At 66.2% G+C, this 26,982-nt stretch carries 24 protein-coding genes and 2 pseudogenes; 1 reads left to right on the plus strand and 25 read right to left on the minus strand.

Annotation, left to right across the window (positions count from 1 at the left end):
• On the plus strand, positions 1-1,058 hold a 1,058-nt coding region (locus tag HOP12_00645; protein NOT32660.1), incomplete at its 5' end, for a CHAT domain-containing protein.
• A gap of 7 nt (positions 1,059-1,065) precedes the next feature.
• Here the strand turns inward: HOP12_00645 and HOP12_00650 are convergent.
• From HOP12_00650 to HOP12_00770, 25 genes and pseudogenes are all read right to left on the minus strand, one after another.
• On the minus strand, positions 1,066-2,103 hold the full coding sequence (locus HOP12_00650; GenBank protein NOT32661.1) for a deoxyhypusine synthase: 1,038 nt from the start codon (positions 2,101-2,103) through the stop codon (positions 1,066-1,068).
• A 31-nt stretch (positions 2,104-2,134) separates the two neighbouring features.
• Positions 2,135-3,109 (minus strand): ADP-glyceromanno-heptose 6-epimerase, encoded by a 975-nt coding sequence (gene rfaD, locus HOP12_00655; protein ID NOT32662.1) that lies wholly within the window; start codon positions 3,107-3,109, stop codon positions 2,135-2,137.
• Between the two features lie 147 nt (positions 3,110-3,256).
• On the minus strand, positions 3,257-4,336 hold the full coding sequence (locus HOP12_00660; GenBank protein NOT32663.1) for a hypothetical protein: 1,080 nt from the start codon (positions 4,334-4,336) through the stop codon (positions 3,257-3,259).
• A gap of 32 nt (positions 4,337-4,368) precedes the next feature.
• Positions 4,369-5,379, minus strand: a pseudogene (locus tag HOP12_00665) (inorganic phosphate transporter).
• Complete coding sequence (locus HOP12_00670; GenBank protein NOT32664.1) at positions 5,379-5,882, minus strand: DUF47 domain-containing protein; 504 nt, start codon at positions 5,880-5,882, stop codon at positions 5,379-5,381. The pseudogene HOP12_00665 and the gene HOP12_00670 overlap by 1 nt, the downstream one beginning before the upstream one ends.
• A gap of 31 nt (positions 5,883-5,913) precedes the next feature.
• Positions 5,914-6,525, minus strand: coding sequence for a DUF4956 domain-containing protein (locus HOP12_00675; protein ID NOT32665.1), 612 nt, complete (start codon positions 6,523-6,525; stop codon positions 5,914-5,916).
• Positions 6,522-7,217, minus strand: coding sequence for a VTC domain-containing protein (locus HOP12_00680; protein NOT32666.1), 696 nt, complete (start codon positions 7,215-7,217; stop codon positions 6,522-6,524). The genes HOP12_00675 and HOP12_00680 overlap by 4 nt, the downstream gene beginning before the upstream one ends.
• Before the next feature lie 65 nt (positions 7,218-7,282).
• A complete protein-coding gene (locus tag HOP12_00685) occupies positions 7,283-8,365 on the minus strand; it encodes a hypothetical protein (protein ID NOT32667.1) in 1,083 nt (360 codons plus the stop codon).
• Positions 8,366-8,498: 133 nt separating this feature from the next.
• Entirely contained in the window at positions 8,499-8,831 is a 333-nt protein-coding gene (locus tag HOP12_00690; protein NOT32668.1) for a transposase, read from the minus strand.
• A gap of 73 nt (positions 8,832-8,904) precedes the next feature.
• Positions 8,905-9,279 carry a transposase gene (locus tag HOP12_00695; GenBank protein NOT32669.1) on the minus strand — a complete coding sequence of 125 codons (375 nt, stop codon included), beginning with the start codon at positions 9,277-9,279 and terminating at the stop codon, positions 8,905-8,907.
• A gap of 143 nt (positions 9,280-9,422) precedes the next feature.
• Entirely contained in the window at positions 9,423-10,178 is a 756-nt protein-coding gene (locus tag HOP12_00700; GenBank protein NOT32670.1) for a VTC domain-containing protein, read from the minus strand.
• Positions 10,179-10,183: 5 nt separating this feature from the next.
• Positions 10,184-11,266: a hypothetical protein gene (locus HOP12_00705; GenBank protein NOT32671.1), complete on the minus strand. Its 1,083-nt coding sequence runs from the start codon at positions 11,264-11,266 to the stop codon at positions 10,184-10,186.
• Between the two features lie 136 nt (positions 11,267-11,402).
• On the minus strand, positions 11,403-12,152 hold the full coding sequence (locus tag HOP12_00710; GenBank protein ID NOT32672.1) for a hypothetical protein: 750 nt from the start codon (positions 12,150-12,152) through the stop codon (positions 11,403-11,405).
• Entirely contained in the window at positions 12,142-12,744 is a 603-nt protein-coding gene (locus HOP12_00715; GenBank protein NOT32673.1) for a sigma-70 family RNA polymerase sigma factor, read from the minus strand. The genes HOP12_00710 and HOP12_00715 overlap by 11 nt, the downstream gene beginning before the upstream one ends.
• A 64-nt stretch (positions 12,745-12,808) precedes the next feature.
• Positions 12,809-15,061, minus strand: a complete 2,253-nt coding sequence (locus HOP12_00720; protein NOT32674.1) for a TonB-dependent receptor — start codon at positions 15,059-15,061, stop codon at positions 12,809-12,811.
• A 230-nt stretch (positions 15,062-15,291) separates the two neighbouring features.
• A pseudogene (locus HOP12_00725) lies at positions 15,292-15,477 on the minus strand (hypothetical protein).
• Between the two features lie 272 nt (positions 15,478-15,749).
• Positions 15,750-15,995, minus strand: a complete 246-nt coding sequence (locus HOP12_00730; protein ID NOT32675.1) for a hypothetical protein — start codon at positions 15,993-15,995, stop codon at positions 15,750-15,752.
• Positions 15,992-16,330: a winged helix-turn-helix transcriptional regulator gene (locus HOP12_00735; protein NOT32676.1), complete on the minus strand. Its 339-nt coding sequence runs from the start codon at positions 16,328-16,330 to the stop codon at positions 15,992-15,994. Before HOP12_00735 ends, HOP12_00730 begins: the two co-directional genes overlap by 4 nt.
• Positions 16,331-16,378: 48 nt before the next feature.
• Entirely contained in the window at positions 16,379-17,500 is a 1,122-nt protein-coding gene (locus tag HOP12_00740) for an aromatic ring-hydroxylating dioxygenase subunit alpha (protein ID NOT32677.1), read from the minus strand.
• Between the two features lie 10 nt (positions 17,501-17,510).
• Positions 17,511-19,097: an NAD(P)/FAD-dependent oxidoreductase gene (locus tag HOP12_00745; protein ID NOT32678.1), complete on the minus strand. Its 1,587-nt coding sequence runs from the start codon at positions 19,095-19,097 to the stop codon at positions 17,511-17,513.
• Positions 19,094-20,677, minus strand: coding sequence for an NAD(P)/FAD-dependent oxidoreductase (locus HOP12_00750; GenBank protein ID NOT32679.1), 1,584 nt, complete (start codon positions 20,675-20,677; stop codon positions 19,094-19,096). The genes HOP12_00745 and HOP12_00750 overlap by 4 nt, the downstream gene beginning before the upstream one ends.
• Positions 20,674-21,861, minus strand: coding sequence for an aminomethyl transferase family protein (locus HOP12_00755; protein NOT32680.1), 1,188 nt, complete (start codon positions 21,859-21,861; stop codon positions 20,674-20,676). The genes HOP12_00750 and HOP12_00755 overlap by 4 nt, the downstream gene beginning before the upstream one ends.
• A gap of 97 nt (positions 21,862-21,958) precedes the next feature.
• Positions 21,959-24,376, minus strand: a complete 2,418-nt coding sequence (locus HOP12_00760) for a TonB-dependent receptor (protein NOT32681.1) — start codon at positions 24,374-24,376, stop codon at positions 21,959-21,961.
• Positions 24,373-25,839, minus strand: a complete 1,467-nt coding sequence (locus tag HOP12_00765) for an SDR family oxidoreductase (GenBank protein NOT32682.1) — start codon at positions 25,837-25,839, stop codon at positions 24,373-24,375. The genes HOP12_00760 and HOP12_00765 overlap by 4 nt, the downstream gene beginning before the upstream one ends.
• A gap of 56 nt (positions 25,840-25,895) precedes the next feature.
• Positions 25,896-26,969: a class I SAM-dependent methyltransferase gene (locus HOP12_00770; protein ID NOT32683.1), complete on the minus strand. Its 1,074-nt coding sequence runs from the start codon at positions 26,967-26,969 to the stop codon at positions 25,896-25,898.
• Positions 26,970-26,982 lie beyond the last annotated feature (13 nt).

Here is a 26,982-nt window from a genome sequence, read left to right on the forward strand (position 1 = left end):
AGCGCGTCCTCAAGCCCGGCGAACTCCTGCTCGACCTCTACACCTCCCCCGACACCACCATCGTGCTCGCGCTGACCACGAGTGAGGCGCGGGCGTACGGCGTTCCGACCGGCACCTCGCTCGCGCGCCGGCTTCGTTCGTTGAGGGATCTGCTCGCAAGCCGCACCGAGACCACGCCGCCTCGAGCCGCGCAGCTGGCGCTCGGGAGCGAAATCTTCGGACCGGCTGCCGACCTCATCACGCGCTCGAACCGGGTGGTGCTCTCGGCCGGTGCCCTCGCGTTGTTCGCGCTCGATCAGTTGATCGTTCCCGGCGAATCGCAGCCGCTGTCGAACGCACGCGAGGTCACCTGGACGCCGTCGGCGAGCGCGCTGGCGAGTGCTCGCAGCGCCGCGCCCGGGCGATTCAAGCGAACCCTGTTCGCAGTCTCCCAGTCGCAACCGCTCGAGGGCGCCGCGCTCCCGGCCGCGCGGCGCGAGGTCGCCTGGCTGTCGCAGCAATTTGCCGGCACTGATGTGGTGAGCGATGCGGCGGTGCAATCCGCCGAGCAGGTCGCGAGGCGTGCATCGGGCTACCAGATCGTTCACTTCGCCGCGCACACCCGCTCCGGGGGGCGACGGCCGTGGCAGGACGCGCTCCACGTCGCCGCCGGTTCGCGCGACGACGCGTGGCTGACCGCCGCGCAGATCGCCCAGCTTCGGGTGCCTGCGCAACTGTGCGTGCTGGCGGGGTGCGCCACGCTCGGCAACGACTCGCAGTGGGGCGAGACGCTCGACGGTTTGGCGACCGCGTGGCTCATCGCCGGCGCACGGACCGTGATCGCCACTCGTTGGGACGTCGACGACGACGCGACCTCGGAGCTGGTGCGGCGCTTCTACGATCGGCTGGCGGCGGGTGACCACACGGCCGCCGCGCTGCGCCGGGCGCAGCTCGAGATGCGCGTGCAACCCCGCTACGAGCGCCCGTTCTACTGGGCGGGCGTGTTCCTGCTCGGCGAACCCGAGACGCGAGTGGTGCTGACGCGCCGTTCGACCGGCGTCGGGGCGCCCCGACGCTGACGCGCCGCTACTGTCCGAGCACCCACGCGAACAGCAACGGAGCCACGATCGTGGCGTCGGACTCGATCACGAACTTGGGCGTCTTCTCGCCGAGCTTGCCCCACGTGATCTTCTCGTTCGGCACCGCGCCTGAGTAGCTGCCGTAGCTGGTGGTCGAATCGCTGATCTGGCAGAAGTAGCCCCACAGCGGCACGCTCGTGCGCTGCAGATCCTGATGCAGCATCGGCACCACGCAGATCGGGAAGTCGCCGGCGATGCCGCCGCCGATCTGAAAGAACCCGATCGAGCCCACCCCGTCACGCGAGCGCGGGCGCAACGGCTTCGCGTTGACCGTGTACCACTCGGCGAGCGTCATCATGTACTCGATCCCGGTGCGCACCGTGTGCACGTTCTTGACGTCGCCGCTGATGCAGTGCCCCGAGTACATGTTTCCGAGCGTCGCGTCCTCCCAGCCGGGCACCCACATCGGCAGATTCTTCTCGCATGCCGCCAGCATCCACGAGTGTTTGGGGTCGATCTGGTAGCTCTTCTTGAGCTTTCCACCGCGCAGGATCCGGTACATGAACTCGTGCGGGAAGTAGCGCTCGCCCGCGCGGTCGGCCTTCACCCACTCCTCGAGCACCACCTTCTCGATACGGCGCATCGCTTCCATCTCGGGAATGCAGGTGTCGGTCACGCGATTCATGTGGCGCTTCAGTAGCGCCACCTCGTCGGCGGGCGTGAGATCGCGGTAGTGCGGCACACGCTCGTAGTAGTCATGCGCGACCAGGTTGAAGATGTCCTCTTCGAGGTTCGCGCCGGTGCAGACGATCGCATGCACCTTGTCGCGGCGAATCATCTCGGCGAGAGAGATCCCCAGCTCGGCCGTTGACATCGCACCCGCCAGCGTCACCAGCATGCGGCCGCCCGCGGCGAGATGCGTCTCGTAGCCGCGCGCCGCGTCGACCAACGAGGCGGCGTTGAAGTGCCGGTAGTGGTGTTCGATGAAGCGCGAGACCGGCCCCCGCTTCACGTTCGCGGTCGACTTCTGCGGCGACGACTTCATGGCTGCTCCGTCCTGGAATCGAAGGGGTGGATCACGCGCCCAAGTGGCGCCCGTTCACGAGATGCTGGCGCACATAGTCGGCGACCGCGTCCTCGAGCGGGGTGAGCGGCTGGCGGTAGCCCGCCGCGTGAAGCTTGGTCATCTCGGCCTGAGTGAAATACTGATAGCTGCCGATCAGCTCGGCGGGCATGTCGATGTACTCGATCCGCGGCTCGCGCCCGAGTGCCGTGAACACCGCGGTGAGGAGTCGATTCCAATCCGCCGCCTGCCCGGTGCCCACATTGAAGACACCATTCGCGTGCGGGTGATCGCGGAACCACAGCGTCATATCGACCGCGTCCTTCACGTAGATGAAGTCGCGCTTCTGGCCGCCGTCCGGGTACTCCGCGCGATCGCTCTTGAAGAGGCGCACCTGACCGGTGTCGCGAATCTGCTCGAAGCCCTTGCACACCATCGAACGCATCGACCCCTTGTGCCACTCGTTCGGTCCGTACACGTTGAAGTACTTGAGCGCCACGATGCGATCCAGCAGGCCCCGGTCGAGGGCCCACAGGTCGAACAGCTGCTTCGAGCGGCCATAAAGGTTGAGCGCCATCAGCTCGTGCAGGCGCGCATGATCGTCGCTGTAGCCGTGGTCGCCATTGCCGTAGGTAGCGGCGCTGCTCGCGTGGATGAAGCGCGCACCGGCGGCGAGCGCCGCCTCGCACAGCGACTGGGAATACTCGATGTTGTTGCGCTGAAGGTAGTCCCAGTCGGTCTCGGTGGTGCTGCTACAGGCGCCGAGGTGGAACACGCACTGCAGTTCGCCTCTCCACTCGCCGGCCGTCAGACGCTGCAGGAAGGCCTCGTGTGGGATGTACTCGCGGTAGGTCAGCGGCGCGAGGTTTGCGGAATCTTGTGCACTCGCGCGCGTGTCCACGCACACGATGTTGCGCTCACCAAGCTGATTGAACCGCCACACCAGCACGCTGCCGATGAAGCCCGCGGCTCCGGTCACGGCGATCACGGCTGGGTGCCGATCGAATCGATTCGGAGTGCCGAGCAGGTCATGGGGGCGAGAGGATAGCGCGGGACCGCCCGGGGCGAGAAATCCCGCGGGCGCGATCCGAACCCGCAATCGCGTATTCGTTCGGCATGTGCCGGCGTCACTCGACTAGAACCGAACTTGAGCCCACAGGTAGAGTCGATCGTCACCACGCACACCGCCGTTGCCAGTCCGCAACTCGTAGTTGACCATCGCTCTCAGGGTCTCGGCGGGGAGCCCGAGGAACGTGCCCACGGTCCAGCGCCTGAGTTTCGCGTCGAATTCCTCGTATCGGACGGTCGGCCCGATCCGCCACGGGGACTTGCCGACCAGGCTCACGTAGTAGCCTCGCGACTTGCGGAGTGCGGCCGTGGCGTGATTCGTTTCCTTTCCGCTCAGGTATTCGGCACTGAGGAAAAAACGTGGATGGTCGAGCTCAAGGTCCGCGCCGACGCGAGCAAAGTCGCGTCGTTCGTCATCGGCGGCGTCGAGCGGATCGTTCCCGGCGTCGACCCAGTCACCCGTGCCGCCGGAAACTCCGAGGCGAGCGCCGAGCTTGTGAGACCCGCTGCGGTAGCGCAGCCCCCATCGCCCCCAGGCACTCTTTCGCGGTGTGTCGTCCGACGGAGCGTTCGGGCCGTTGCCATTGACGACGGTCGTCGCGTCTTCAAGGGTCACCCCGTTCGCGAGGCTTAGATCGCCGATCAGTCCGACTCCGACGTCGAGCACGCTCGGGCCGCGCGCGAGCGCATCCGAGACTTCGGCGCGATTGACGGTAAAGAGGTTGCCCGACGACTCGCGATTCTCGTACCCAAACTGCGTCTTCTGCTGGCCGAGACGCAGTTCGTGGCGCGGGAACAGCTTGAATGTCACGAATGCATCTCGAAGCAAGCCCGCGATCGATGTCGCACGAGGATCGAATTCGATTTCGTATGACACTCGAGCCGCGATGTCGCCGTCAATGGAGACACGGAGCCTTGCAACGCTCAACTCGTCGCCGTCGAAGCGCGAGCTCGCGCTGGTCGCAGGCGCATTGCGGTAGCGCAGCTGCACGTAGCCAGAGACTTTCGGCGCACGCAGGACCACGCGTGATTCGGAAGCCTGGACTGCCACGCGGGCGGAGTCCGGCGTGCTGGCAGAACCATCGCTGTGCGCCTCGGCTGTGGCAGACCCAAGCAGGATCAGAATCACTTCCAGTCTGATCCGCACGCCTCATGCCCTCGCAATTCGAGGCCGCGTGCTCAGCATGCGCCGGCAGCCCGGAGAGCGAGCCAGATCAGCGCGGCGATGACTCCGGCAGCCGGCATCGTCAATAGCCAGGCCCAGACGATGCGCACGGCCACACCCCAGCGAATCGCCGACAGGCGGCGGCCCGCGCTGACTCCCGCGCCGACGATTGCGCCGGTGATCGTGTGCGTCGTCGAGACCGGAATCCCGGCCGCGCTCGCGCCGAACAAGGCGATCGCTCCGGCGGTCTCCGCACAGAACCCGCCGACCGGCTGGAGCTTGGCAATGCCCATTCCCATGGTCTTCACGATTCGCCATCCGCCCAACAGCGTGCCGAGACCGATCGCTCAGTAACTCGCGATGACGACCCAGGTCGGCACCTGGAACTCGCCATGAAGAGCACCCGTGGAGTACAGCAAGGCGGTGATGATACCCGCCGTCTTCTGGGCATCATTCGATCCGTGGCCAAGGCTGAACGCGGCTGCGGAGACCAGCTGCAATCGGCGGAATAGCCCGTCGACCTTGCGCGGCGTCGAACGTCGAAACATCCACATCACGGCCAGCATGAGCAGGAAACCAAGCAGCAGGCCCGCGACCGGTGACACCAGGACGAATATCGCCGTTCTCGCGAGTCCGGACCCGACGATCGCGGCCGGGCCCTTTGCGACGAGCGCTCCGCCAACGAATCCTCCGATCAAGGCGTGTGAGGACGAGGTCGGCAGCCCAAGCCACCAGGTGAAGATGTTCCACGCCAGTGCTCCCAAGAGCGCGGCGAACACCAATGCCGGCGTGACGATTGCCGGGTCCACGATGCCCTTCGCGATCGTGCGTGCGACGTGAAACCCGAATACCGCAAACGCGATGAAGTTGAAGAATGAGGCCCACACGACCGCGCTCCGCGGGGATAGGACCCGCGTGCTTACGACCGTCGCAATCGAGTTTGCGGCGTCATGGAAGCCATTGCTGAAGTCGAAAATCAGAGCAACCGCGATGATTCCGATGACGGGCCACGACAATTCGAACATCACCGACTCTTGAGCACGATCGCTTCGACCGTGTTCGCCACGTCCTCGCACCGATCCGCCGCGTTCTCGAGTCGGCCATAGATCTCCTTCCAACGCAGGATGTCGAGTAGGTCGTGCCGTCCGGAGAACAGTTCGGCGACCGCCTGTCGCGACACGTGGTCGGCTTCGCGCTCGAGCCGGTTGATCTCGATCGTGAACGCCCTCAGGTTCTTGAAGCTTTCCAGATGCTCGACTGCGCGCTCGATTTGGACGCCGCACTCCTCGACGATCGCCGTGAGTTGGACCGCCTCCGGAGTCGGAGCCAGGATCTTGAACAGGACGACTCGGCTCGCGATCGCTTCGGCCGCGTCGAGCACGTCGTCGAGCCCGCTTGCAAGGTTGTGAATGTCCTCACGCTCAAGCGGAGTCACGAAAGTGCGGTGGCAGCCTTCGCTCACCAGCGCAGCCTGTCTCCGAAATAGCAGGAAGAAGTCCTCCTCGCGCGGAAACAGCGAAAACCTCATGCGCGCGTCCTCTCGAATACGGGAATGTGGGCTATTGAGTCGGCTGGTGGTAAACCGTGATCTCGACCGCATCGCGGAGCAGATCGACCTGGTTGACATCGACCCGGAGCACCTTCATACCGGTCCTCGCGGCGAGATCTGCTGCCAACTCGGCTGCCCTTCCCGGATGCAGCAACTCGAGCCGATCGTAGAGCATCGGCGTTGCTCGCTCCCGACTCCGGCGTCCACTCAGTTCGAGCGCGGCCGTCACAGCGAGTATCGTGCCATTGACTGCGAGCAACTCAACGACGCTCACGCCCCGATCCGCGACTCCGTTGAGCACGCCAATCCCTATGACGATGAAGAGATAGGTGAGATCTCGGATCGGAATCTGTTCGGTCCGGTAACGCAAGATTCCGAACACCCCGAACAGCGCGAGTCCAACACCAAAATGGATCGACGATGCGCTCAGCAAGTAGCACAGAAAAAACGTCGTGGTGTTGAACAGGAAGTAGGTGAGGATGAACTCGCGATTTCGGTAGAGCCGCCCGTAGATCGCGCGGATCACGATCGTGCTCACGAACAGGTCCAACGCGAAGCGCAACATCAATCTGCTGAGTCCCTGCCAGTCCGCGATCGCATCCACACCAAGCCAGTTCATCATGCCGTACTCCGTTCAAGGTCGCGCAGGATGGGAAGCATCCGATTGAGATTCAGTTCGTGTCTGCACAGCGCAATCGCCGTACAGTACTTGCTCAGGGTGCGCCGTCTCCAGCCACCGGCGCGCATCGCGGACAACACCGCCGTGCGTGGCCAGAACGGCCACCGCTTCACCTCGACGATCGCCGTCGAGTCGAGCGAACGCCTGATGCCGTTGACCTCGAACGCCAGATCGAGGTCGATGGTGACACGCTCCTGAGTGCTGAGCCCGAGGAGGGTGATGCGTCGGAAGTTCGTCCAGGCCTGCGGGCGCAGATCTTGACTGAATCCGGTGTGCAACGACACGAACGCCCCGTCATCCGCGGAGCGCTCGCTCACGTCAATCGGATGCGCGATCCGGCACTTGACGGTCCCGATCTCGCTCCTTCGGATCCTGACCTCCAACGTCGATAGTCGGCGGTCCGGATAGTGGCGGATGCGAGCCTTGTGTCGCACTCGGCGACCATGAAGGTGGGCATCGAAGAAGTCGAGGTTCGCGGTATCGAAGTACAGAGTCCGATAGGACGCGATGCGAGCTCGACCGGCCAGAAGCACCGCAAAGTCATCCACGAGAGCGCGAAGCAACTCGCCCACCTGCGCGCTCGCGATCACGAACTTCGTGTCGGTCCGGCGCGTCAGCTCGCGGGGCGCAAGCATCTCCGGCCTCGCCGGCTCGAAGCGGTCGAGCCACCCACTCCAATCGATGGCATCGGGCATGGGCACTAGAACCGAACCTGAGTCCACAGGTAGAGCTTGTCATCTCCACGGACGCTGGCGAACACCTTTCGGTACTCGTAGTTCACGAGAAAGCGCAGTCGCTGCTGCGGCAGGCCCCAGTAGGCTCCGATCACGTAGCGCTTGAGCTCGTCGCCGATGTCCTCGTAGCGCAGGATCGGACCGATCGGCGACCCGGTCTTCCCGACCAGGTTGACGTACCAGCCGAGCGGCTCGTCGGTCTCGCCGGTCGCCTTGTTCTCATCGCGGCCGCTCACCGCCTCGGCGCTCAGGTGCAGTCGAGGAAGGTCGAGCTCGAGATCTGCGCCAGTGCGGGTGAAGACCACCCGGAAGTCATCTGCAGGATCCAGCGGATCGTCTCCGGTGTCGAGCAGATCACCGGAGCCACCAGAGACGCCGATTCGCGCCATCCAGTCGCCCGGGTCGTTACGGTAGCGAAGTCCGAGTCGCCCCCACACGTTCTTCCGGCTCGTGTTGTCCGCCTGTACGTTCATGCCCTCACCGTTGACCACGGAGAGCCCGTCCTCGAGTCGCAGCCCTTTTCCGAGTTTCAGACTCCCGAGCAAGCCGACACCGATGTCGCGCAGGTTGATGCCGGCCGAGAGGTTGTCGGCGACGTCGGTGGGATTGACGGTGAACTGCTCGCTCGACGACACCGTGTTCTCGTAGCCGAAAAGGGTCTTCTGCTGACCGATCCGAATCTGGTGGCGCGGGATCACTCGAAATCGGATGAACGCGTCGCGCAGCACTGTGGTGATTTCCGGTGCGCGCGGATCGAACTCGACGTTGTACGACACGCGAGACGAGAGGTCGCCGTCCACTCGGATGCGGACTCGCTGCACCCGGAACAGATCGTTGTCGACCAGCGAGTCCTCGCCGGTCGCGAAGGCGTACTTGTAAAACACCTGGACGTAACCGGAGACCCGTGGGGGCCCCGGTTTCCAGCCGGGTGCGGCGCGCAGCGAGTCTTCCGTGTTGGACGAGTGGCTCGTCTGCGCGTGTGCGGCCGCGCACCCGAGTAGCAGCAGGAACGTGGCGAGCCCGCGCGAAGCGGGGTGAAGCGCATTCATGTCGGCCTCTGCGGGTGGATGAACGATCGACATTCCTTGGTGCTGTGAAGGGAACAGGCTATGGCGGAGGTTTGTGACAAGCCGCGGCGGGGATCTCGTCGCGCACTCCGACTCCCGGAGGCGCGGAATCCCGCTAGGCTCCGTTTGAGAACTGCACACGGAAGTAGCGCTCAATGAGAATCAGATGAGTCGTCGCGAGAGAGTTGACCGCGAGCTGCTCGAAGCGGGTCACCACGCGGCGCCACGATTCGATCCAGCAAATCCACGGTTCGACGCTGTTGCGGCGCCGGTAGGCCTTGCGGTCGAAGCGCACGCGGCGGTCGTCGGGGTGCTGATGGGTGCGCCTGGAAATCACTGCTCGGATCGCGTGGAGTTTCAGCCGCTGGCGAATGCGCGGCGTGCTGCAGGCCTTGTCCCCTGCCATCGCCTCGGGACGTTGGCGGCGCCCGATCTTCACCCGGTTCACGACCGCTTCGAACTCCGTGCACTCGTTGATCTGGCCGGCGGTGACGTGGACGGCGAGGGGTATTCCGTGACCTTCAGCAACCAGGTGGAGCTTGCTCCCGAATCCGCCGCGCGAGCGGCCCAGAGGCGTGGTCTCCGGGTTCTCTGGAGCCGCCTTTCCCCGGCCCCTGCGGCCGCCTTGGTGGCTCGCACCGAGCTGCCATCGACGGACGACAATTCCCAGTCGATATGCCCTCCGCATCGAGCCGGATCTGCGGCGCCTGCAGCACCCGTTCGAACACCCCCTTGCGGCGCCACGTGTTGAAGTGAGAGTACGCCGACTCCCATAGGCCATGGCACTCCGGAATATCGCGCCACGGGGCGCCGCTGCGCAGCGCCCAGAAGATTGCGTTCCACATCTCGCGCGGTGCGCGGCGTGGCCGGGCGATAGGTGCCGGCGGTGGAGTCATAGGTTCGCGTATCGTCCACTCCTCGTCCGTGAGTTCGTAGCGTCGCGTCGCTCCTCCCCTCCTCATCCCGCCTTCCGTAGCGAGGTGCGGGCAGGATACCGCTTGCGATCGCTCTAAGTAGGTGAAGACGAACTCGCGATTCCTCACGCCGCGCCGCGCCGTGCCACGCGCAAGTCGGGCAGGCGCACGTCGAGCCGCACCTCGGGATGCGCGATCGCGATCGCGATGCAGTACTTGCTCAGACGGCGCGGCCGCGAACCGCCGGCTCTCAGCGCCGACATGGCCGGGGTGCTGCGGCAGAACGGCCATTGCTTCACTTCGACGACCACCACGTCCTCCAGTTCTCGCCGACCGTGCCGGCCCTCAATGGCAAGGTCGAAATCGAGCGTGACGCGCTCGTGCGATCTCAGCCCCAGCAGCGTGATCCGTCGGAATTCCGTCCACACCTCGGGGGCCACCGGTTGCTCACTTCCGGTGTGCAGGCGAACGAATGCCCGGTCTTCCTCACTCAGCTCGCTCTCGCCATACGCGCGACCACGCCACTGCTTGAACGTCTCCAGCTCGGTCCGGCGCGACTTGACCTCGAGTGCAGAGACGAGCCGGTCCGGATAGTGGCGGACTCGCACCTTGTGCCGTACCCGCCGGCCGCGACGATGAGCGTGAAAGAACTCGAGCCGCGGCGTATCGAAGTAGAGCGTGCGATAGCTGGCGACCCTCGCGCTCCCGGCGGACAGCAGCGCGTAGTCGCCCGAGAGTTCGAACAGCAGCTCGGCCGCGCGCGCCGGAGCCATCGCGAACTTGGAGTCGGTGCGACGCTTGAGCACCCGGCTCGCCAATAGCTCGGGCGTCGCGGCCAGGAAACTCTCGAGCCACCCGTTCCACCGTTCGAGCGTCGGCACGTGGCTCAGAACCGCACCTGGGTCCACAGGTAGAGCTTGTCGTCCCCGCGCACGGCGTCTACGAGCTTTCGATACTCGTAGTTCACCAGGAAGCGCAGTCGCTCGTGCGGGAGCCCCCAGTAGGCGCCGAGCACGTAGCGCTTGAACTCGTCGTCGAAGTCTTCGTAGCGGAGGATCGGGCCGATCGGCGACCCGGTCTTCCCCACCAGGTTGATGTACCAGCCCAGCGGCTCGTCGGTCTCGCCGGTGGACTTGTCCTCCTGATGACCGCTCACGGCCTCGGCACTCAGAAACAGGCGCGGATGATCGAGCTCGAAGTCCGCGCCGTAGCGATTGAAGACCACCAGGAAGTCGTCCGCGGGATCCACCGGGTCGTCGCCGGTTTCGAACAGATCGCCCGCGCCGCCCGAAATCCCGAACCGCGTCATCCAGTCGCCCGGGTCGTTGCGATAGCGCAGCCCCAGCCGCCCCCACACGTTCTTCCGGCTCGTGTTGTCGTCCTGAACGTTCATGCCCGCGCCATTGACGATCGTGAGCGCGTCTTCGAGGCGCAGACCCTTGCCGAGTTTCAGGTTTCCGATCAGACCCACGCCGATGTCACGCAGGTTGATGCCGCGCGCGAGATTGTCCGAGACATCCGTGCGATTGACTGCGAACAGGTTGCTCGACGACTCGCGGTTCTCGTAGCCGAACTGCGTCTTCTGCTGCCCCAAGCGGATCTGATGCCGAGGAATCACACGAAATCGAATGAACGCGTCGCGGAGAACGGTCGAGATCTCGGGCGCGCGCGGATCGAACTCCACGTTGTAGGACACCCGGCGCGAAACATCGCCCTCGACGCGGATACGAACCCGCTGCACCCGGACTAGGTCGTTGTCCACGAGCGAATCCTCGCCGGTGGCGAACGCATATTTGTAGAAGACCTGTACGTAGCCGGAGACGCTCGGCGGTCCAGGCTTCCAGCCCGGTGCCGCACGTACGGAATCCTCCGCGTTCGATGACTCACCGGGCTGCGCGTGGCCGCTGCCGCACCACAGGAGAACACACAGCACTGCCAGTCCCCGAATCGCGGGGATGCGTTCCTTCATGACAACCTCTACGGGTTGGGGGGTCGGAGTGTCGCGGGTCGTGGAGAAGGAGCAGACGAGCGCGGAGGTTTGTGACAAGCCTCGGTGACCCGCGCGGGAGCGCCGCCGACCTTAGCAGCCGGTGACCCCGGAGGCCCTAGAACGTCGTGAGCCTCAGACGGTACGGCGGGCTCGAGTCCGCGGAAGCTGCGGTCGTAATGCGCGGGCCGTCCTTCAAGAACAACTGCCGGCCCGCGACCCGGATCTCGACCCACGGGGCATGGCGTGGAATCTCGACTTCGAAAGAAGCGGAGGAGCCTCGATTGTCCACGACCAATTGCCGGACACCCGAAGTGAAGTTCGCGGCGCCGATCGGCGCGTGCACAGAGACCTCGGCGCCATCGGTGAGCGTCACTCGCGCTTCCCCGGCACTCTGGATCGAGCTGAATTCGATCACCAGTTCACGCTCGATCGGCACCGTGATTCCGCCGGCCTGAAACTCCTCGTGCGAACGCGTCGGCTCGACCTGGGCCGGCGCTTCGGTGCGCTCGCCGACCCATCCGGCCACCGCCGCCACCCATGCGGGCAGCGGCGAGCCCGGTGCCGCGTAGGCTGCACCCGCGAGCACGACGACCAGCGCGAAGCCGGCCGCCTGTCGGGCCAGTTCCGCCGGACGCGTGCGCGCTCGCGCCGCGGACCGGACCACGATTGTTTCGGCATCCACGCGCGGCGCCGCACGATCCACCGACTCGAGTAGCGCGTCCACATTGCGTTCCTCGCGCTCGGCTTCATCCACCGTGCTCCGACACTCGATGCACGCCGCGAGATGTTCCAACGCCGCGAGTTCTTCGGACGCCGCCAGCTCGCCGTGCCTCAGGCGCTGGATCTGCTCCTCGTCAAGATGCATCCGGCGCCTCCTGGTACCGCTCGAGAAAGGCGCGTCGTGCACGCGCCAGCAACACTCCCACGCTCGCCTCGTTGAGCCCCAGCGTGACCGCGATCTCACGGTAGCGATAGCCTTCGGATCTCAACAGCAACAGGCGCTGCTCGCGTTCCGGCATCTGATCCAGTGTGGCGCGCACGCGACGGCGGGACTCCTCCGACCCGGCCCGTTCGTCCGGCGCGGACGGCGGATCGCCGAGCGATTGTTCGCCGCGCGTCGGCGTCAACAGCCTCAGCCGCCGACTGCGAGTGGTCTTCTCGTTTCGAAACAGGTTCATGGCCACCGTGATCAGCCACGCCTCGGGCTCATCCGGCATCGCGCCACGCTGGTACAAGCGGACAAACGCCTCCTGCGCGACATCGGCCGCCAGCTCCCGCTCGCCCGAAAGCCGGTTCAGAAAGCGATAGAGACGCTGGAAGTCGGCATCGAAGAGTTGCTCGAAGCGCGCTCGAAACGAAGGCGTGGACTCAGTCAGCGGGTGAAAACCCTCCACACCGGAGCGCTCCGAGCGCCCCGATGCCCTGTCGCGAAGGTAAATCAGTTCCGGACCGTCCACGCCCCCTCCAACAGATGGAACCGGGGACGCGGTCGGGATGTGACAAGTCGTGGATCCGAGGCCGTCAAAACTGCCAGTCCACCCCCGCCACCAGCACTCCCAGCGGGCGCAACTCGATGCCGATCAGCCGATCCTCTCCCGCCGGTCGCACATAGGTCAGAATGTTCATGCGACCCAGGATATTCGAAGCACTCGCGAACGCCTCCAGTCGTGCCTCGCGCCCCCACAGGTGAAGGTGCCAGTGCATGCGCAGCCCCACGTCTACACTCAGATAGCCGGGCAGCGCGACCGCGCCCAGTGGCTCGTTGCCGTAGTGGGGACTGTCGGAGAACTCGCAGCCCCGATTGAGCAGATTGCAGGCACTCCAGTCGAAGCCCCCCGGCACCACGGTGGTGCGCCGCCCCAGCACCGCGACCGCGCCGAGCCGCACCGACGAAGTCGCACTCGGGAACACGATCACGCCGCCATCGAGGTGGTGCGCGGCCCCATGGTCCGGCACGTAGCTCGAGTCGCCGTACTCATAGCGCACGCGCTGCCAGCCGTAGCTCGCAACCAGCCCCCAGCGCGCCGAGCTGATGGCGAGGTCCGCCGATACGCCGCGTGCGCGCGCCTCGCCGCGGGTGAATCCCCCAGTCGAGAACGGCTCGCCATCGCGAGGCGCCACCAGTAACACCTCGCGCGCAACCCGCTCGTAGCCCTGCACGCCGATGCGGACCCCTGCCCACGGCCGGACAATGATCGCGGCCGAGGCCTGATCGCTGTTCGCCACTGGCACACGCGCGCCGTCGGCGGCGACGAACACGTCCACCGGGAAGATGTTGCTGACCACCGACTCCGGATTCCGCAACGATTGCGCGAATTGCTGAGTGCGAGCGCACGCGCAGGACAGCTCGAGCTGCTCGGTGGGGGTCCACTTGAGTCCTGCGCGCGGGCTCGAGTACGCCTCGCGGTCGGCGAGCGCGAGCGCGGCCCCGACTTGGATCTGCACCTGAGCGCCGAGCGGCCGGTCGTGCTGGAGGGTCAGGGTCGTGACGGGCGGGCGTGCATCGAGGTCCAGCCGCGGGCCGCCGGCGGAATCCGGTTCGATCTGATAGCGGGTGCGCAGCGCCTCCATGCGCAGTGCCGCGACCGTGGATCCCCGCGCACGGTGTTCGAATGTGGCGAGCGCTCCCAGGTCCCTGCGAGTGCCGGTCAGCTCGATGCCGCCTGGGGCAGCCAGCCAGTCGGAACTCACCTCGCCGTCGGCGCTCCAGGCGCGTACGCTGAAGGACTGATTCGCCTGCGCGCGACTCCACTCACCACCGAGCGAGCGGCCATGCCAGTCGAACGCATTGCGGCGACCGCGCTGACTCACGGAGTCCTCCGAGACTGCCGACGCGCCGGCGCGATTGCCGTTTCCGTACATGAGTACTCGCGCTCGGCCGCCCAGCAGCGGCGACTCGAGCTTGGCGAACCAGTCGCGGCTGGTGCTCTTCAGGTAGGACGACTCGCCACGCGGCGCCAGCACATCGTGAAGGCCGGATCGGCCACTCAGCAGGTAGCCCGCTCCTGAGTCACCCAACGGACCGTCGAGCGTGAGTCGCGTCTGGGTGGTGCTCACGCTGCCTTGGGCGCGAAATCGTTCACCCGGAGCGCGCGTCGCAGCCTCGATCGAGCCCGACAACGCGTGCGGGTGCGAAGGGGATGGCACTGAGGACGACAGCACCAGTCGCGAAAGCGCGTCGGGATTCCACGCACTCGCGACTCCTGCGACGTGATAGGGGCTGAGCACCGGAATGCCGTCGATCAGGTACGCGGTCTGATCCGAGGCTCCGCCGCGAATGTGAACGCCGCTCGGCGATTCGGGTCGGACCACCACGTCTCCCCCGCTCAAGGCGACGAGCGCGTCGGGCTCGGTCAGGAGCGGATGATTCCTCATCGCGGCGATCGAGAGCACGCGATCGTGGCGCACGGCCGAATCCGCGCTCTCGGTGCCGCGCACGGTGACCCGTGCGCGCACCTGCACAGTCGAGAGCTGAACCGGCTCGGGCTCGAGCGACACGTTGATTTCCAGCTCGCCACCGCGCGGCACCAGCGCGTGCAGCGAACGTGGCGCGTACCCGAGACACCGGACCGCGACGTGATGCGGCCCCGCCGGCACGTGCGGCAGGGCGTAGCGGCCGTCAGCGCTCGTGAGCGCTGACACGCCGATGTCGGTGAGCGCGACCACCGCGCCGGGAAGCGGGGCTCGGGTCTCGCTGTCGCGAACCGTTCCGGCGATGGTTGCCAGCGTCGCCTGTGTCGCGAGTAGAACTGCGCCGAGAAGCAAGCCGGCCATTCAATCTCCTCGGAACTGGATGCGATGGGGCGTGGTCGTGTTGCAGCAACATACCCCGGAAGGTGGTGCGGGTTCGAGCTTGGGATCCGAGAGAGTCCCCGAAGTGGGGGCCGGTGGCGCTACGCGCCGCGACTCTCGTGCCGGGCGCAGGCAAGCAGGTCGGCGACTCCGAGCTCTGCCGCCCAGTGATCGAGATAGGTTTCGGCCGCCTCGGCAATCGCATGACGCGAGACATAGAATTCCGACTCGAGCGCCTGCGCGAGAGCCTCCAGTTGTTCGGACGAGGCGTCAATCACGAAGTCCACATCAGCCGAAGCGCGAAAAGTGCCGTGTGCAGAACTCGCGACCGAACCGCCAACGTGATAGGCGATTCCGAGTCGCTCCAAGGTCTGGGCGATCTCGACGACGAATTCCATCGGGTTCGTCACGCGGCGCCTCGACCACTTCGGCCGCGCTTGTGAGCGAGGACTCTCGCCGCGAGCTCCGTGCCGTGCATGAGTTCGCAAAAGAGATCGTCGAGCTCGGACTCGGTGGCAGACGGATTGCGTCGCTTCAGGCCTTCGCGGGCCATTCCACGAACCAGCATCGTGAGGTCGTTCATCGCAGCAAGCTCTTGCGCAACCGACATGCGCCGCAGCGCCGCGTACTGAACACGACGCGCGGCTGAAGAGGTGTCGTCCATGGCTGGTCATGTGACCACCATGCGTGGGCAGCGGTCAATGCCCTCCCGCGGAATGGCCATTGCCCGATCGAGATCCGACTGTGTGCACTGCTCCGTCAACACGAAGTCGGCATCCAGCGAATGGTGCGCGCCACCCGAGTACAAGCTGGCACACGCGCCCCCGGTCAGCACCGCGCGGATCCCGGCGCGACGAAGTGCGTCACCGACCGCCACGGCCACGTTGGCCAGTGACTCGTCGGGCTTGAGCTTCATGCCGGTTTGCCGGCCTTTCTGGGTCGCCGTCGGAGCGTCGCGGCCTTCGCACGCAACTTCGTCTCGGTCACGAGCAGACCATCGAGATAGCGCTCGAGGTCTTTGCGAGCTCCCGCTCTGGGGCCGAGGCGGTAGACCCGTGTTCGGCCGACTGCACGTGCGGCGACAAGTCCGTCGGCCTCCAGGGAACGCAGTGCCTTTTGGACGCCCGAGAGATTGAGGTCGAGGAAGCGCGCGAGCTCACGTGCGTAGGTCTCGACCAGCAGTCGCATCGCCAGCAGTGCCCGCGTACGTGTGCTACTTCCGAACGGGCTGGATGTCGCGGTGACCATCATGGGTGGTCATCTGACCACCGATGGTGGTCGACCTTCAAATGCGGCGCTCTACCGCCCCATCCGCCGCAGGTACTCCAGATCCCATGCCGCCGGGATGCTCTCGCGCGACGAGTACGGCCCCGGCGCGTAGCGCCGTGAGCCGATCCCAAGCTGGCTCTGCTCCACGATGTCCCAGTCCTGGCGGTTGGTCAGGTCCCAGAACTCGACCCCGTCACGCATGTTGTTGTTCGGGTCGGCGATCGTATCGGGGTGGAAGAGCCACTCGGACTCGACCACGGTGCGATCCACAGCAACCGCGTGCAGCAGGTAGTAGTTCACGTAGTCGGGGTGCAGGCTCAACAGCATGTTCGGCATCAGCGAGTAGTAGAACGCGCGGTGCTGATCGGCTTCGGGCATCGCGTCGCTCACCGACCGCCCGCACACGCGACCGCTCATGGTGGCGCTCTGGTTCGGTGCTTTAATCTCCATGTAGCCGCCCAGGAACGCGCCCTCGGTCAGGTCGTTCGCACCGCTCTGATAGGGCAGCACGGCCGCGAGCTTGGGGTGGATGGTCGGGCAGTGCAGGCACTCGGAGTAGTTCTGGAACACCAGCTTCCAGTTGGCGTTCACTTCGTACGTGACCCTGTGACCCACCGCGAGCCCCGTGAGTCCGTAACGCGCGAGCCGCCCCAGCATCGGAGCCCAGGCTCGCTCGAACGGCTCGGCATCGCCCGCGAGATTCACGAACACGAAGCCTTCCCACTCGGCGAGCGAGGCGCGATGGAGCGGGTACTCGGCCTTGTCGAAGCCTTCGGTGTCCTGCATATGCGGCGCGCCGATCAATTGCCCGTCAGTGCCGTAGGTCCACGCGTGATACGGGCACTGGATGCTCTCGTTGAAGTGGCCCGCGGCGTCACGGCAGATGCGGGTGCCGCGGTGGCGGCACACATTGAAGAACGCATTGAGCCCGCCGCCCTTCTCGCGCACCACGATCACCGACTCGCCCGCGAGCTCGACCGTGATGAAGTCGCCGGGCGCGGCGAGTCGCGAGCCGCGGCCGACGCAATTCCAGCCGCGTGCGAAGATCCTCTCGCGCTCTTCGGCCAGAACGGCGTCCGAGGTGTAGAACTCGCGCGGCAGCGTGCGTGCGCCCTGTCGGAACGATTCGGTGGTGCGCTTGAAGTCTGGCATCGCGCCCTCGCTATCTGCGTCCGGCCTTGAGCACACGTCCCGCCGCCAACCAGCCCGCACCGCCCAGCACGCCAGGCCCCGGATGCGATCCACATCCGCCCAGCGTGAGTCCGGCGATCGGCGTGGCGTGCCGCCCCCAGCCCGCGACGGGCCGCATGAAGAGAATCTGATCGAGTCCGAGTTCGCCCTGATGCGGGGCACCCTCCGTGAGCCCGAAGCGCTGTTCGAGATCGGCCGGCGACCACGCCACCCGGCTCACGATACGCGAACCGAATCCGGGCGCGATGGCTTCGATCGCCGCGGTGGTGGTGTTCGCGAGCGCGTCGAGCCGCGCCGCATCCCACTTTGCTCCGCCCTTCAGGCGATAGGGCGCGTACTGAACCCGCGCGACCAGCACATGTTTGCCGCCGGGCGCGAGGTTCGGCCAGCGCACGCTCGGCACCGAGAACTCGACATGCGGCCTCTCGGACACTTCGCCGTACTTGGCAGCGTCCGCCGCCTTCTCGAGTGCCACCAGCGACGTTGTGAGCGACACCATGCCGCCGAGCGACGCTTCGGCGCCGAGCCCCTTGAATGCCGGCAGCGCGTCGAGCGCGTAGAGGACGATCGCCGTGCAGCCGCGAAAGCGGATGTTCTGCACGTCGCGCATGAACTCGGGGTCCAGCCACACGGGATCGACCCAGTCGAGCATCGTGCGCCGGGCCTCCGCGGTCGAAAGCACGGCGCGCGCGGCGATCTCCTCGCCACTCGCGAGCACGACGCCCACCACCGCGTCGTCGCGCACTTGGATCCGCGCGACCTCTGCAGCGGTGCGAATAGTGACACCCGCGCGCCGGGCCGCGCGCTCGGCGGCATCGGTGAAGGCGCCGGGGCCACCGCGCCATGCGGGACGACCGCGCATCGTGCCGGCACTGGCACCCACGAGGTGATGCAGCAGCACGAAGCCCGTGCCGCCCGAACGGGGCCCCTGCTGGTAGTCCTGAATGCCGCCGGTCGCGACCGCGGCCTTGAGCGCCGTGGTCTCGAACCAATCGTCAAGCAATTCCCAGACTGACATCGGCAGCGTGCGCAGCAGCTCGATCATGTCGGTCTTGCCGAGTGCCCGGAATTTCTGGCCGAGCCCGAGCAGCGGCAGCAGCTCACCGAGCGAGCGCGCATCCACGTCGGGAGCGTCCATCACGTAGAGCGCCTCGAGAAACTCCGTGAGGCTCCGAAGCCGTGCGGCAAATGCCGGCCACTTCGCAGCGTCCGCGATCGAGTGCACGCGGATCGCGTCGGCCGCCGTGCGCACGTCGCTCGCGAGCGTGAGAAAGGCACCCGGCGCAATCGCCACCGAAAGCGGGGCATCGCCGGTCGCCGGTTCGAGCCCATCGAGGTTGAGAGACAGCGCGATCGACGGCGGCAACCAGCCGGCATCGAGCCCGAGTGGTGCCGCGTGAAATCCCGGCGCGAACTCGGTGACCGCTCCCTGCCCGCCCGCCGAGTCGGTGCGCTCGAGCAACAGCACGCGACGGCCCGCGAGCCCGAGGCGTGCCGCGGCCACGAGGCCATTGGCGCCCGCGCCGATCACGATCGCGTCGTAGCCGGGCTGGCTCATGCCCCCGCCTTCAGGATCTGAAGAGCCGCGAGCCGGCCCGATGCGCCCATGATGCCGCCGCCCGGGTGGGTGCCGGCACCGCACTGCCAGTAGCCCTCGATCGGAGTGCGGTACTTGGCCCACTGCGGAGCGGGGCGCAGAAAGAACAACTGCTGAAGCGCCAGTTCACCCTGGAAGATATTGCCCTCGGTGAGCCCTGTGATGCGCTCGATGTCGTCGGGCGTCAGCACCTGACGATGAAGGATCAGCGACTCGAGGTTCGGTGCGTAGCACGCCAGCGTCTTCACCACCGCGTCGCCGAACGCTTCGCGCTTCGCCACCGTCCAGCCGCCATTCAGGTTGTAGGGCGCGTACTGCACGAAGATGCTCATCACGTGCTTGCCGGGGGGCGCCATGCCGGGATCGATCATCGATGGGATCACCACGTCCATGTACGGGTGTTGCGAGAACTCGCCGTACTTGGCGTCGTCGTAGGCGCGCTCCAGGTATTCGACGCTCGGGCTGATCGAGATTGCGCCGCGCAGGTGCGGGCCGTTGCCCGGCAGGCACGTGAAGTTCGGTAGCCCCGCGAGTGCCAGGTTCACCTTGCCCGACGAGCCGCGGAACTTGTAGCGGCGCACGCCCTCGGTCAGGTCGCTCGGCAGGTCCTTCGCCTCGACCAGCTTGGTGAACGTGAGCCGCGGATCGAGCCCCGACACCACCAGGTCTGCCGCGATCTCATCGCCATTCGCCAGCGCCACGCCGGTGGCGCGTCCCCCACGCACGATCACCCGGTCGACGGCCGCGTCGGTGCGGATCTCGGCCCCCGCCGCACGCGCGGAACTCGCGATCGACTCACTGATGCCACCGGTTCCGCCCTTCTGAAATCCCCACGCGCGAAACGCGCCGTCGAGCTCGCCCATGTAGTGGTGAAGCAGCACGTAGGCGGAGCCGGGTGAGCGCGGGCCTAAGAACGTGCCGATGATGCCGCTCGCCGACTTGGTCGCCTTCAGTGCATCGAACTCGTACCACTCGTCGAGGTAGTCGGCGCTGCTCATGGTCATGAGCTTGTGGAGCGCATGGAAGCGTTCAGCGCCGAGCGAGCGAAAGTGTCCGCCGAGCTTGAGCAATCCCGCGAGGTCCCCGGGCGACATCGAGGTGGGATTGGGCGGCACCATGGCGAGGATCGGCTTCACCGCCATCGCCATGTGATGCATGAGACGCCCGAACACCACCGCCGTGTCGGCGTCGCGCGGCGAATGGCGGCACAGCTCGCGACGCGTCTCGTCGGGGTCGGCCCACGAGCCCAGGTAGTCGCCGTTGTCGAGTGGTGTGATGGTGCTCTCGAGCGGAAGGATTTGCAGCCCGTGCTTCGGCAGCTCGAGATCGCGAATGATCTCGGGCCGCAGCAGACTTACAACGTAGGAGAACACCGAGAACTTGAAGCCCGGAAAGATCTCTTCGGTGACGGCGGCACCACCGACCATCGGCCGACGCTCGAGCACCAGCGTCTTGCGACCCGCCCGCGCTAGGTAGGCCGCGGTCACGAGTCCGTTGTGGCCGCCGCCTACGATGATCGCGTCGTAACGGGGCGCGCTCACGCTTTCTTCCTCTCGGGATCGAAGAACGGCAGCCTGCACACCGTGGCGTTCGCGCGTTCGCGATGGTGTTCGACCGTCACTTCCAGCTCGACCTGCGTGCCGACTCCGAAGTGCGGCGCCTCGAGATGCGCGAGCGCCAGCGACTTCTTGAGCAGCGGCGACCAGCACCCGCTCGTCGCGTAGCCGATCTGCTCGCCGTCGCGGTAGACCGGAGCGCTGGTGCGCCAGGCGATGTTCGAGAGCTGCGGCGGCAGGCGATGCGCAGCGAACAGGCGCTCGAACGACTCCCACTCGACCTCGAGCCCGACGAAGTTCCACGACGAGCCATGCGCGCGCTCGGCGGCGAGTGCTCGGCGTCCGTTGAACGGCCCCTTGCTGGCGCTCACCGCCCAGCCCAGGTTGATCTCGTACGGCGAAGACTTGCGCGCTTCGATGAGCGCGTGATGCGCCGAGTAGTAGTCGACGTCCATCATGATGAGGCCCGCCTCGATGCGCGCGATGTCGAGCGCCCACACCCCCGCCGGTGTGATGCCATAGGGCGTGCCCGCCTCGATGAGCGCGTCCCACAGCGCTTCGGCACGCGGCGCTTCGGCCCAGATCTCGTAGCCCAGGTCGCCGGTGTAACCGGTGCGGGAGATCGTGACCGGAAGGTCGCGCACGGCGGTCGCGACCACGCGGAAGTACTTGAGCTTGGCCAGGTCGGAGGCCGCGATAGTCTGAAGGATCGCGCGCGACGACGGCCCCTGCATCGAGACCACGGCCACGCGCTCCGAAACATCCTCGATGTTCACGCTCATCCCGACCGCGTTCAAGTGCAGCCAGCGAAGCGACGAGTCGGCGCTCGTCAGGCGGTAGGTGTGCTCGTCGAGGCGACTCACCGTGCCGTCATCGACCACCTTGCCGGCGGCGTCGCACCAGGGTGTGTAGTAGACCTGACCGGGCTTCAACTTGGTCATGTCGCGCGTGATCGTGCGATCGAGCAGCCGTGCGGCGTCGCGCCCGGTGATCACGTACTTGTAGAGCGGCGAAACGTCGATCAGGGCCGCCGAGTTACGGATCGCCGCGTACTCGCGATCCGGATGCGGATCGTAAGCACTGGCCATCTGATAGCCGGCCCAGCGGCGCCACGTCTGGGCGCGCACGAGCGGTGCCGTGCGTGAATGGAATGGCGTGGTCTTGAGCATGAAGCCGCGGAGTGTATGCGGGGGTGGGCGCTCGCGGCAATCGCGGCCGCGATGCGGAGGCGGTCTCGAGTCAGCGCGGAACGGAGTCACACAGCGGTCAGAACTCGAACGTCACGCCGATCGTGGGCAGCAGCGCCCCCGTATCCTCTCGCGTGGTATGCGTGAGATAGGAGCCGAGGATTCCGGGATCCGGCACTGGATTCCCGTTCGCGTCGCGATCCACCAGTAGGATCGGCGCCAGCCGGGGTTGAAACGCATAGACGTTCTGGATGTCGATGTAGAGGTTGATCGACGAGCCCGTGCGGAACCAGGTCTTGTCGAATCGAACGTCGAGCTGATGCAGCGGGCCGTTGCGCCGCGAGTTCAACAGGTCGTAGTCGGGTACGCCGCGGCCGGTCGCGTCCCACACGCTCTGGCGCGACGACAGTTCGACATCATCCGGAGTGTAGGGAGCGCCGCCGAGATACCGCCAGCGTAGGCCCAACTCATAGCCGCGCGTGAATTGCTTGCCACCCGTGAGTGAGACCAGGTGGCGGTTGTCCCACGCGCTCGGCTGGTAGGAACCATCACGAGTCGCGAACTCACTGCGCACCAGCGTGTACGCGAGCAGGAAGTAGTAACCGCGATACAGTCGCTGCTGGGCCATAAGCTCGAGCCCGTACGCGCGGCCGCGACTGGTCGGAGCGGACGGCGCATTGCCGATGACGCCGAAATCGGCGCCCAGGTTCGCGAGGCTGATCTGGTCGCGGAGCAGGAACGGATAGTCTTCGTAGCGCTTGAGAAAGCCCTCGGCGGTGATGCGTGAATTCGTCGCGGTCGCCAGCTCGATACCGCCGACCAGATGGTCCGCGCGAATGTAGGTCGCCCCGCGGGCGCGATTGGCGAGGACTCCGGTGGAGTCACGAAACCCAAGCACCGTGTAGGCGGGCAGTTGCAGATAGCGTCCCAGACTGAAATTGAGACGCCAACGCGGCGATAGCGCGTAAGATGCCGCGAAGCGCGGTGACCATTGCTGGCCAAGGCGCATCGTGCGTGACGAGTAGTCCGATCCGTCGAGCCGCGTTCCCAGGGAGAGCGTCAGGCGTTCGCCCGCCAGCATGCGGCTCACCTGGGCGAACACCGTGCCCTTTGCGAGCGTGAGCTTCGAGTCGTAGTTCACCACGATGATGCCGCTCTGGGTCGGCGTCTTCTGGAAGGTGCGGGTCGTGTATTCGGCGGCCTCGAGCCCGGCGCCATATTCCAGACGGTAAGCGCCGCGCCGCTCGCTGCGCTCCACGCGAAGTTTGGTCTCGGACTCCCGCGAGTCGTAGTCGAGCAGCAACTTGGCGGGGTCGGTGTCGTCATTGCCCTGGTACTTGCTCGCATTGTTGTCGAGTTGGTTGCGAGACAGCACCGTGGTCGTGACACCGAGCGGCGAGAGATGCCTCCAGACGCCGCCGACCGTGTAGTTCCACTGCGGCGTCACCGGCAGGTTGTCCAGCAAGTAGCGCTTGAACTCCGTGTCGTTGGCCTCGCGGTTGAGGGTGAACCGATCGATCGCGCCCAGGCCCAGCAGCGCAATCTCGTCGCGGTCGCCAAGCTTGGTCCGCAGCTTGAACTGCGCGTCGTTGTAGGTGGGCAGGAATGGCAGGCCGAGCGCTTCGAACAGGAACTGCAGGTACGAGCGCCGAGCCGACAGGATGTACGTGGTGTTCTTCCCGAGCGGGCCATCGAGCGTGACTCCGAGATCGGAAGCGCCGACGGTGGCCGTGGTCACACGCCGCTCGGCGTTGCCATCCCGCATACGGAAGTCCATCACCGCACTGAGTGCGTTGCCGCGCGAGGCCGGGAATGCGCTCGTGTAGACGTCGACCTCGCGAATGAAGTTCACATCGATCATCCCCACCGGCCCACCCGACGAACCCTGGGTCGCAAAGTGGTTGATGTTCGGGACCTCGACGCCATCGAGATAGAATCGGTTTTCGTTGGGCGCACCGCCGCGGATGATGAGGTCGTTGCGAAAGTTCGGGGTCGATGCGACACCCGGAGTGCTCTGGAGCGTCTTCGATAGATCGCGTCCCCCGCCTGGGAAGCGCGCGATCTCGGCCGCGCCGATGGTGCGCAACGAAACCGGGCTCGCCGCGCGGCGCGCAAACGGCGACGCCGTGACCGACACCGAATCGGTGGACACGACCTCTTCTTCCAACATGAATTCGAGCTCCGTGGGCCGCGCCGGAGTGACGACAATCTCGTAGATGATCTGGCGCCGGTAGCCCAGCTGCTGCGCTTGAACGTTGTACGGCCCGGGCGGCACGTCGGCAACGACGAAGCGTCCCTGGTCGTCCGTGAACGCGCCAAGCAGCGCTCCCTGGAGCGTGATGCGGGCCGCGACCAGCGGCTCGCGCGTGCGCGCATCGAGCACTCGACCGCGGAGGACGGCAGCGGAGGCCAGTGCCGGGACCAGGCTCAAGAGCGACGCAGCGGCGACCCACACGATTCGGCGGCAACCTCCGAACGGCACGTCAGAGCGCTTCACAGACGAGCTCCGTTCGAGACTGGAGGCTCCGGGAACTTCACGGAACTCGGCCCGCGGAGCGCCGCCGCCGCAATGGCTCGCAGCATCCCGGTGAAGATCACCCGGTGGAGCGGGAAGAGCGCATACCAGTAGAGGAGCCCGAACAGGCCGCGTGGATCGAAGATCGCGGTCTGACGGATGCGCGCACCCGTCGCGGTCGGCTCGACTTCGAACTGGAGCCATGCCCGCCCCGGCAATCGCATCTCGGCGACGAGCCGGAGCAGGTGGGGTGGTTCGAACGCCTCGACACGCCAGAAGTCCAGCGCATCTCCGCGACGCAGCGCATCGGGGTCGCGCCGGCCACGCCGCAGTCCGGGCCCTCCTACCAGGAGATCCAAGGTTCCGCGGATTCTCCACAAGGCGTCTCCGTGGTACCAGCCGGTGCGACCGCCGATCCGGCGAATCGGCGCGAATGCCTCTTCCGGGGAGCGCGGGATTTCGATCGAGCGCGAATCGACGATCCGCGTGCCGAGACGACCCGTCGCCTCGGAGGGACGATCGCCGATGGCGTCGCACCAGCGGGTTTCGGCGAACGCGCGATCCTCATTGCGCAGCGCCCGGGCAATCGCTTCGGAGAATCCGATCGGACGCACGTCCAGCGTCCGGACCGCCCGGTCATCCGCGACCACGGTCTCGTTGCGAACGCCGTCGATCAAGGCACGGCCCACTGCGGCGTGAAGTGGCGTGATGAGCCGCAGCCATCGGCTCGACAGCCGTGGTGTCAGCACGGGAACTGGAATCAGCCAGCGTCGAAGGCCTCGCTGGCGGGCGTATTCGCGCATGATCTCCTGATAGGAGACGACATCGGCGCCGCCGATCTCGAACACACCGGCCTCCGCCTCGGCGGATTCGAGTGCGGCCACCAGATAGGCGATCACGTCCTCAACCGCGATCGGCTGAGTTCGCGTGCTCACCCAGCGCGGCGTGACCATCACGGGAAGGCGCTCAACCAGTGCGCGCACCATCTCGAACGAGAGACTGCCGGATCCGATGATGACCGAGGCTCTCAGCTCGATGATCGGGACGCCCGACTCCGCGAGCACTCGCCCCACCTCCTGCCGACTGGCGAGGTGCTCGGAGAGATCGGCTCCACGTCCAAGACCTCCGAGGTAGACGATCCGACGCACAGCCGCCTCCCGCGCCGCAGAACCGAAGCACGCGGCGGCCTCTCGATCGCGTCGCGCGAAGTCCCCGTGCGCGTCCATGGCGTGGACCAGGTAGAACGCGGTGTGTACTCCCGCCATCGCGGAGCGGAGCGAGCTCGGATCCGAGACGTCGCCACCGACCACCTCCGTGCTGCTCCCGACGCGCGGCGCGAGAAGCTCGGGACGCCTCGCGAGGCAGCGGATCCTCTCGCCACGCTTTTCCAGCTCGAGCAGGAGACGCCCGCCGACATAGCCGGAGGCACCGGTGAGTAACACCATCCGGCCGGGTCGCAGCGCTTCGTGAGGCCCGGACGCGTCCGGCTTGGACTCGGCGCTCAAGCCAGCACCGCGTCGATGGAACCGCGCGGGTTCTCCTGCAGCGCTCCCGGTCGCTTCAGCCGATAATGCCCCACCATCCACTCCGTTCCTTCTCGCAACCCGAACATCTCGGCACATGCGAGGAAAAAGATCTTCCAGCGCGCGAACCAGCGCTCGGCTTCCGCAGATCCGTAGGTCTTCGCGAGAATACGAAGGATCGAATCGCGACGGCGATCGAGATTCGCGGCCCACGCGTCCGCGGTCCGGCGGTAGTGTTCCCCGTTCCACGTCCACTCGGCCTCCACCTCGAGAGGGGCCTCCAGGTGCCGCAAGTAGTCCCGGGACGGCATCATGCCGCCGGTAAAGAAGTGTCGGCCGAGCCAGTTTTCCGGGCCATCCGTGCGATATGGATAAGTCGATCGTCGATGACAGAACACATGGAGAAACACTCGGCCCTCCTCCGCAAGGCACGCTTCGACTCTCGTGAGGAGCGCTTCCCAGTTCCTCATGTGTTCGAACATTTCCACCGACACGACGCGATCGAACGAGCCGAACGCCTCGAAGGAGTTCATGTCGAGCGTGCGAACCTCGAGATTCTTCAACCCGCGGCGGTCCGCCTGCGCGACGATGTGTGCTCGCTGCGAGACCGAGTTGGAGATCGCCACGATGCGGGCGAGCGGATAGGCGGAAGCCATCCAGAGGGAGAGCGACCCCCAGCCGCAGCCGAGTTCCAGGATACGCATGCCGTCGCGGAGGTCCGCGCGCTCGCACGTGATTCGGAGCGCCGCGGCTTCCGCTACGGCCAGGTCGGTCACGCCCGGAGGCCAGAAGCAGGCGCTGTACTTACGGTGAGTCCCTAGCACCTCGCCAAAGAACTCGGCTGGCACTTCGTAGTGCTGGTCGTTCGCGAGCTCCGGTACCGGCGCGATCGGGCCCCGCCGCGCCTCGTCACGAAACGCGAGCAGCGCATGTTCGGCTTCCGCATCGGAACCGGCCGCGAGTTGCAACGCGTGGCGCTCGCAGAGCCGCCGGATCGATCGGCGAATGAGCCATTCGGGGATCACGCCGCGTTCTGCTAGTTCGAGGCCCAGAGCCCCGCCGTTC

Source organism: Candidatus Eisenbacteria bacterium (genome assembly GCA_013140805.1).
Lineage (GTDB): Bacteria > Eisenbacteria > RBG-16-71-46 > RBG-16-71-46 > RBG-16-71-46 > JABFRW01.

Excerpts from the sequence above, each read along its gene's own strand:
- HOP12_00650 (NOT32661.1), bottom strand. The coding sequence starts at position 2,103 with ATGAAGTCGTCGCCGCAGAAGTCGACCGCGAACGTGAAGCGGGGGCCG.
- HOP12_00670 (NOT32664.1), bottom strand. The coding sequence starts at position 5,882 with ATGAGGTTTTCGCTGTTTCCGCGCGAGGAGGACTTCTTCCTGCTATTT.
- HOP12_00675 (NOT32665.1), bottom strand. The coding sequence starts at position 6,525 with ATGATGAACTGGCTTGGTGTGGATGCGATCGCGGACTGGCAGGGACTC.
- HOP12_00680 (NOT32666.1), bottom strand. The coding sequence starts at position 7,217 with ATGCTTGCGCCCCGCGAGCTGACGCGCCGGACCGACACGAAGTTCGTG.
- HOP12_00685 (NOT32667.1), bottom strand. The coding sequence starts at position 8,365 with ATGAATGCGCTTCACCCCGCTTCGCGCGGGCTCGCCACGTTCCTGCTG.
- HOP12_00695 (NOT32669.1), bottom strand. The coding sequence starts at position 9,279 with ATGACTCCACCGCCGGCACCTATCGCCCGGCCACGCCGCGCACCGCGC.
- HOP12_00705 (NOT32671.1), bottom strand. The coding sequence starts at position 11,266 with ATGAAGGAACGCATCCCCGCGATTCGGGGACTGGCAGTGCTGTGTGTT.
- HOP12_00710 (NOT32672.1), bottom strand. The coding sequence starts at position 12,152 with ATGCATCTTGACGAGGAGCAGATCCAGCGCCTGAGGCACGGCGAGCTG.
- HOP12_00720 (NOT32674.1), bottom strand. The coding sequence starts at position 15,061 with ATGGCCGGCTTGCTTCTCGGCGCAGTTCTACTCGCGACACAGGCGACG.
- HOP12_00730 (NOT32675.1), bottom strand. The coding sequence starts at position 15,995 with ATGAAGCTCAAGCCCGACGAGTCACTGGCCAACGTGGCCGTGGCGGTC.
- HOP12_00735 (NOT32676.1), bottom strand. The coding sequence starts at position 16,330 with ATGATGGTCACCGCGACATCCAGCCCGTTCGGAAGTAGCACACGTACG.
- HOP12_00740 (NOT32677.1), bottom strand. The coding sequence starts at position 17,500 with ATGCCAGACTTCAAGCGCACCACCGAATCGTTCCGACAGGGCGCACGC.
- HOP12_00745 (NOT32678.1), bottom strand. The coding sequence starts at position 19,097 with ATGAGCCAGCCCGGCTACGACGCGATCGTGATCGGCGCGGGCGCCAAT.
- HOP12_00755 (NOT32680.1), bottom strand. The coding sequence starts at position 21,861 with ATGCTCAAGACCACGCCATTCCATTCACGCACGGCACCGCTCGTGCGC.
- HOP12_00765 (NOT32682.1), bottom strand. The coding sequence starts at position 25,839 with ATGGTGTTACTCACCGGTGCCTCCGGCTATGTCGGCGGGCGTCTCCTG.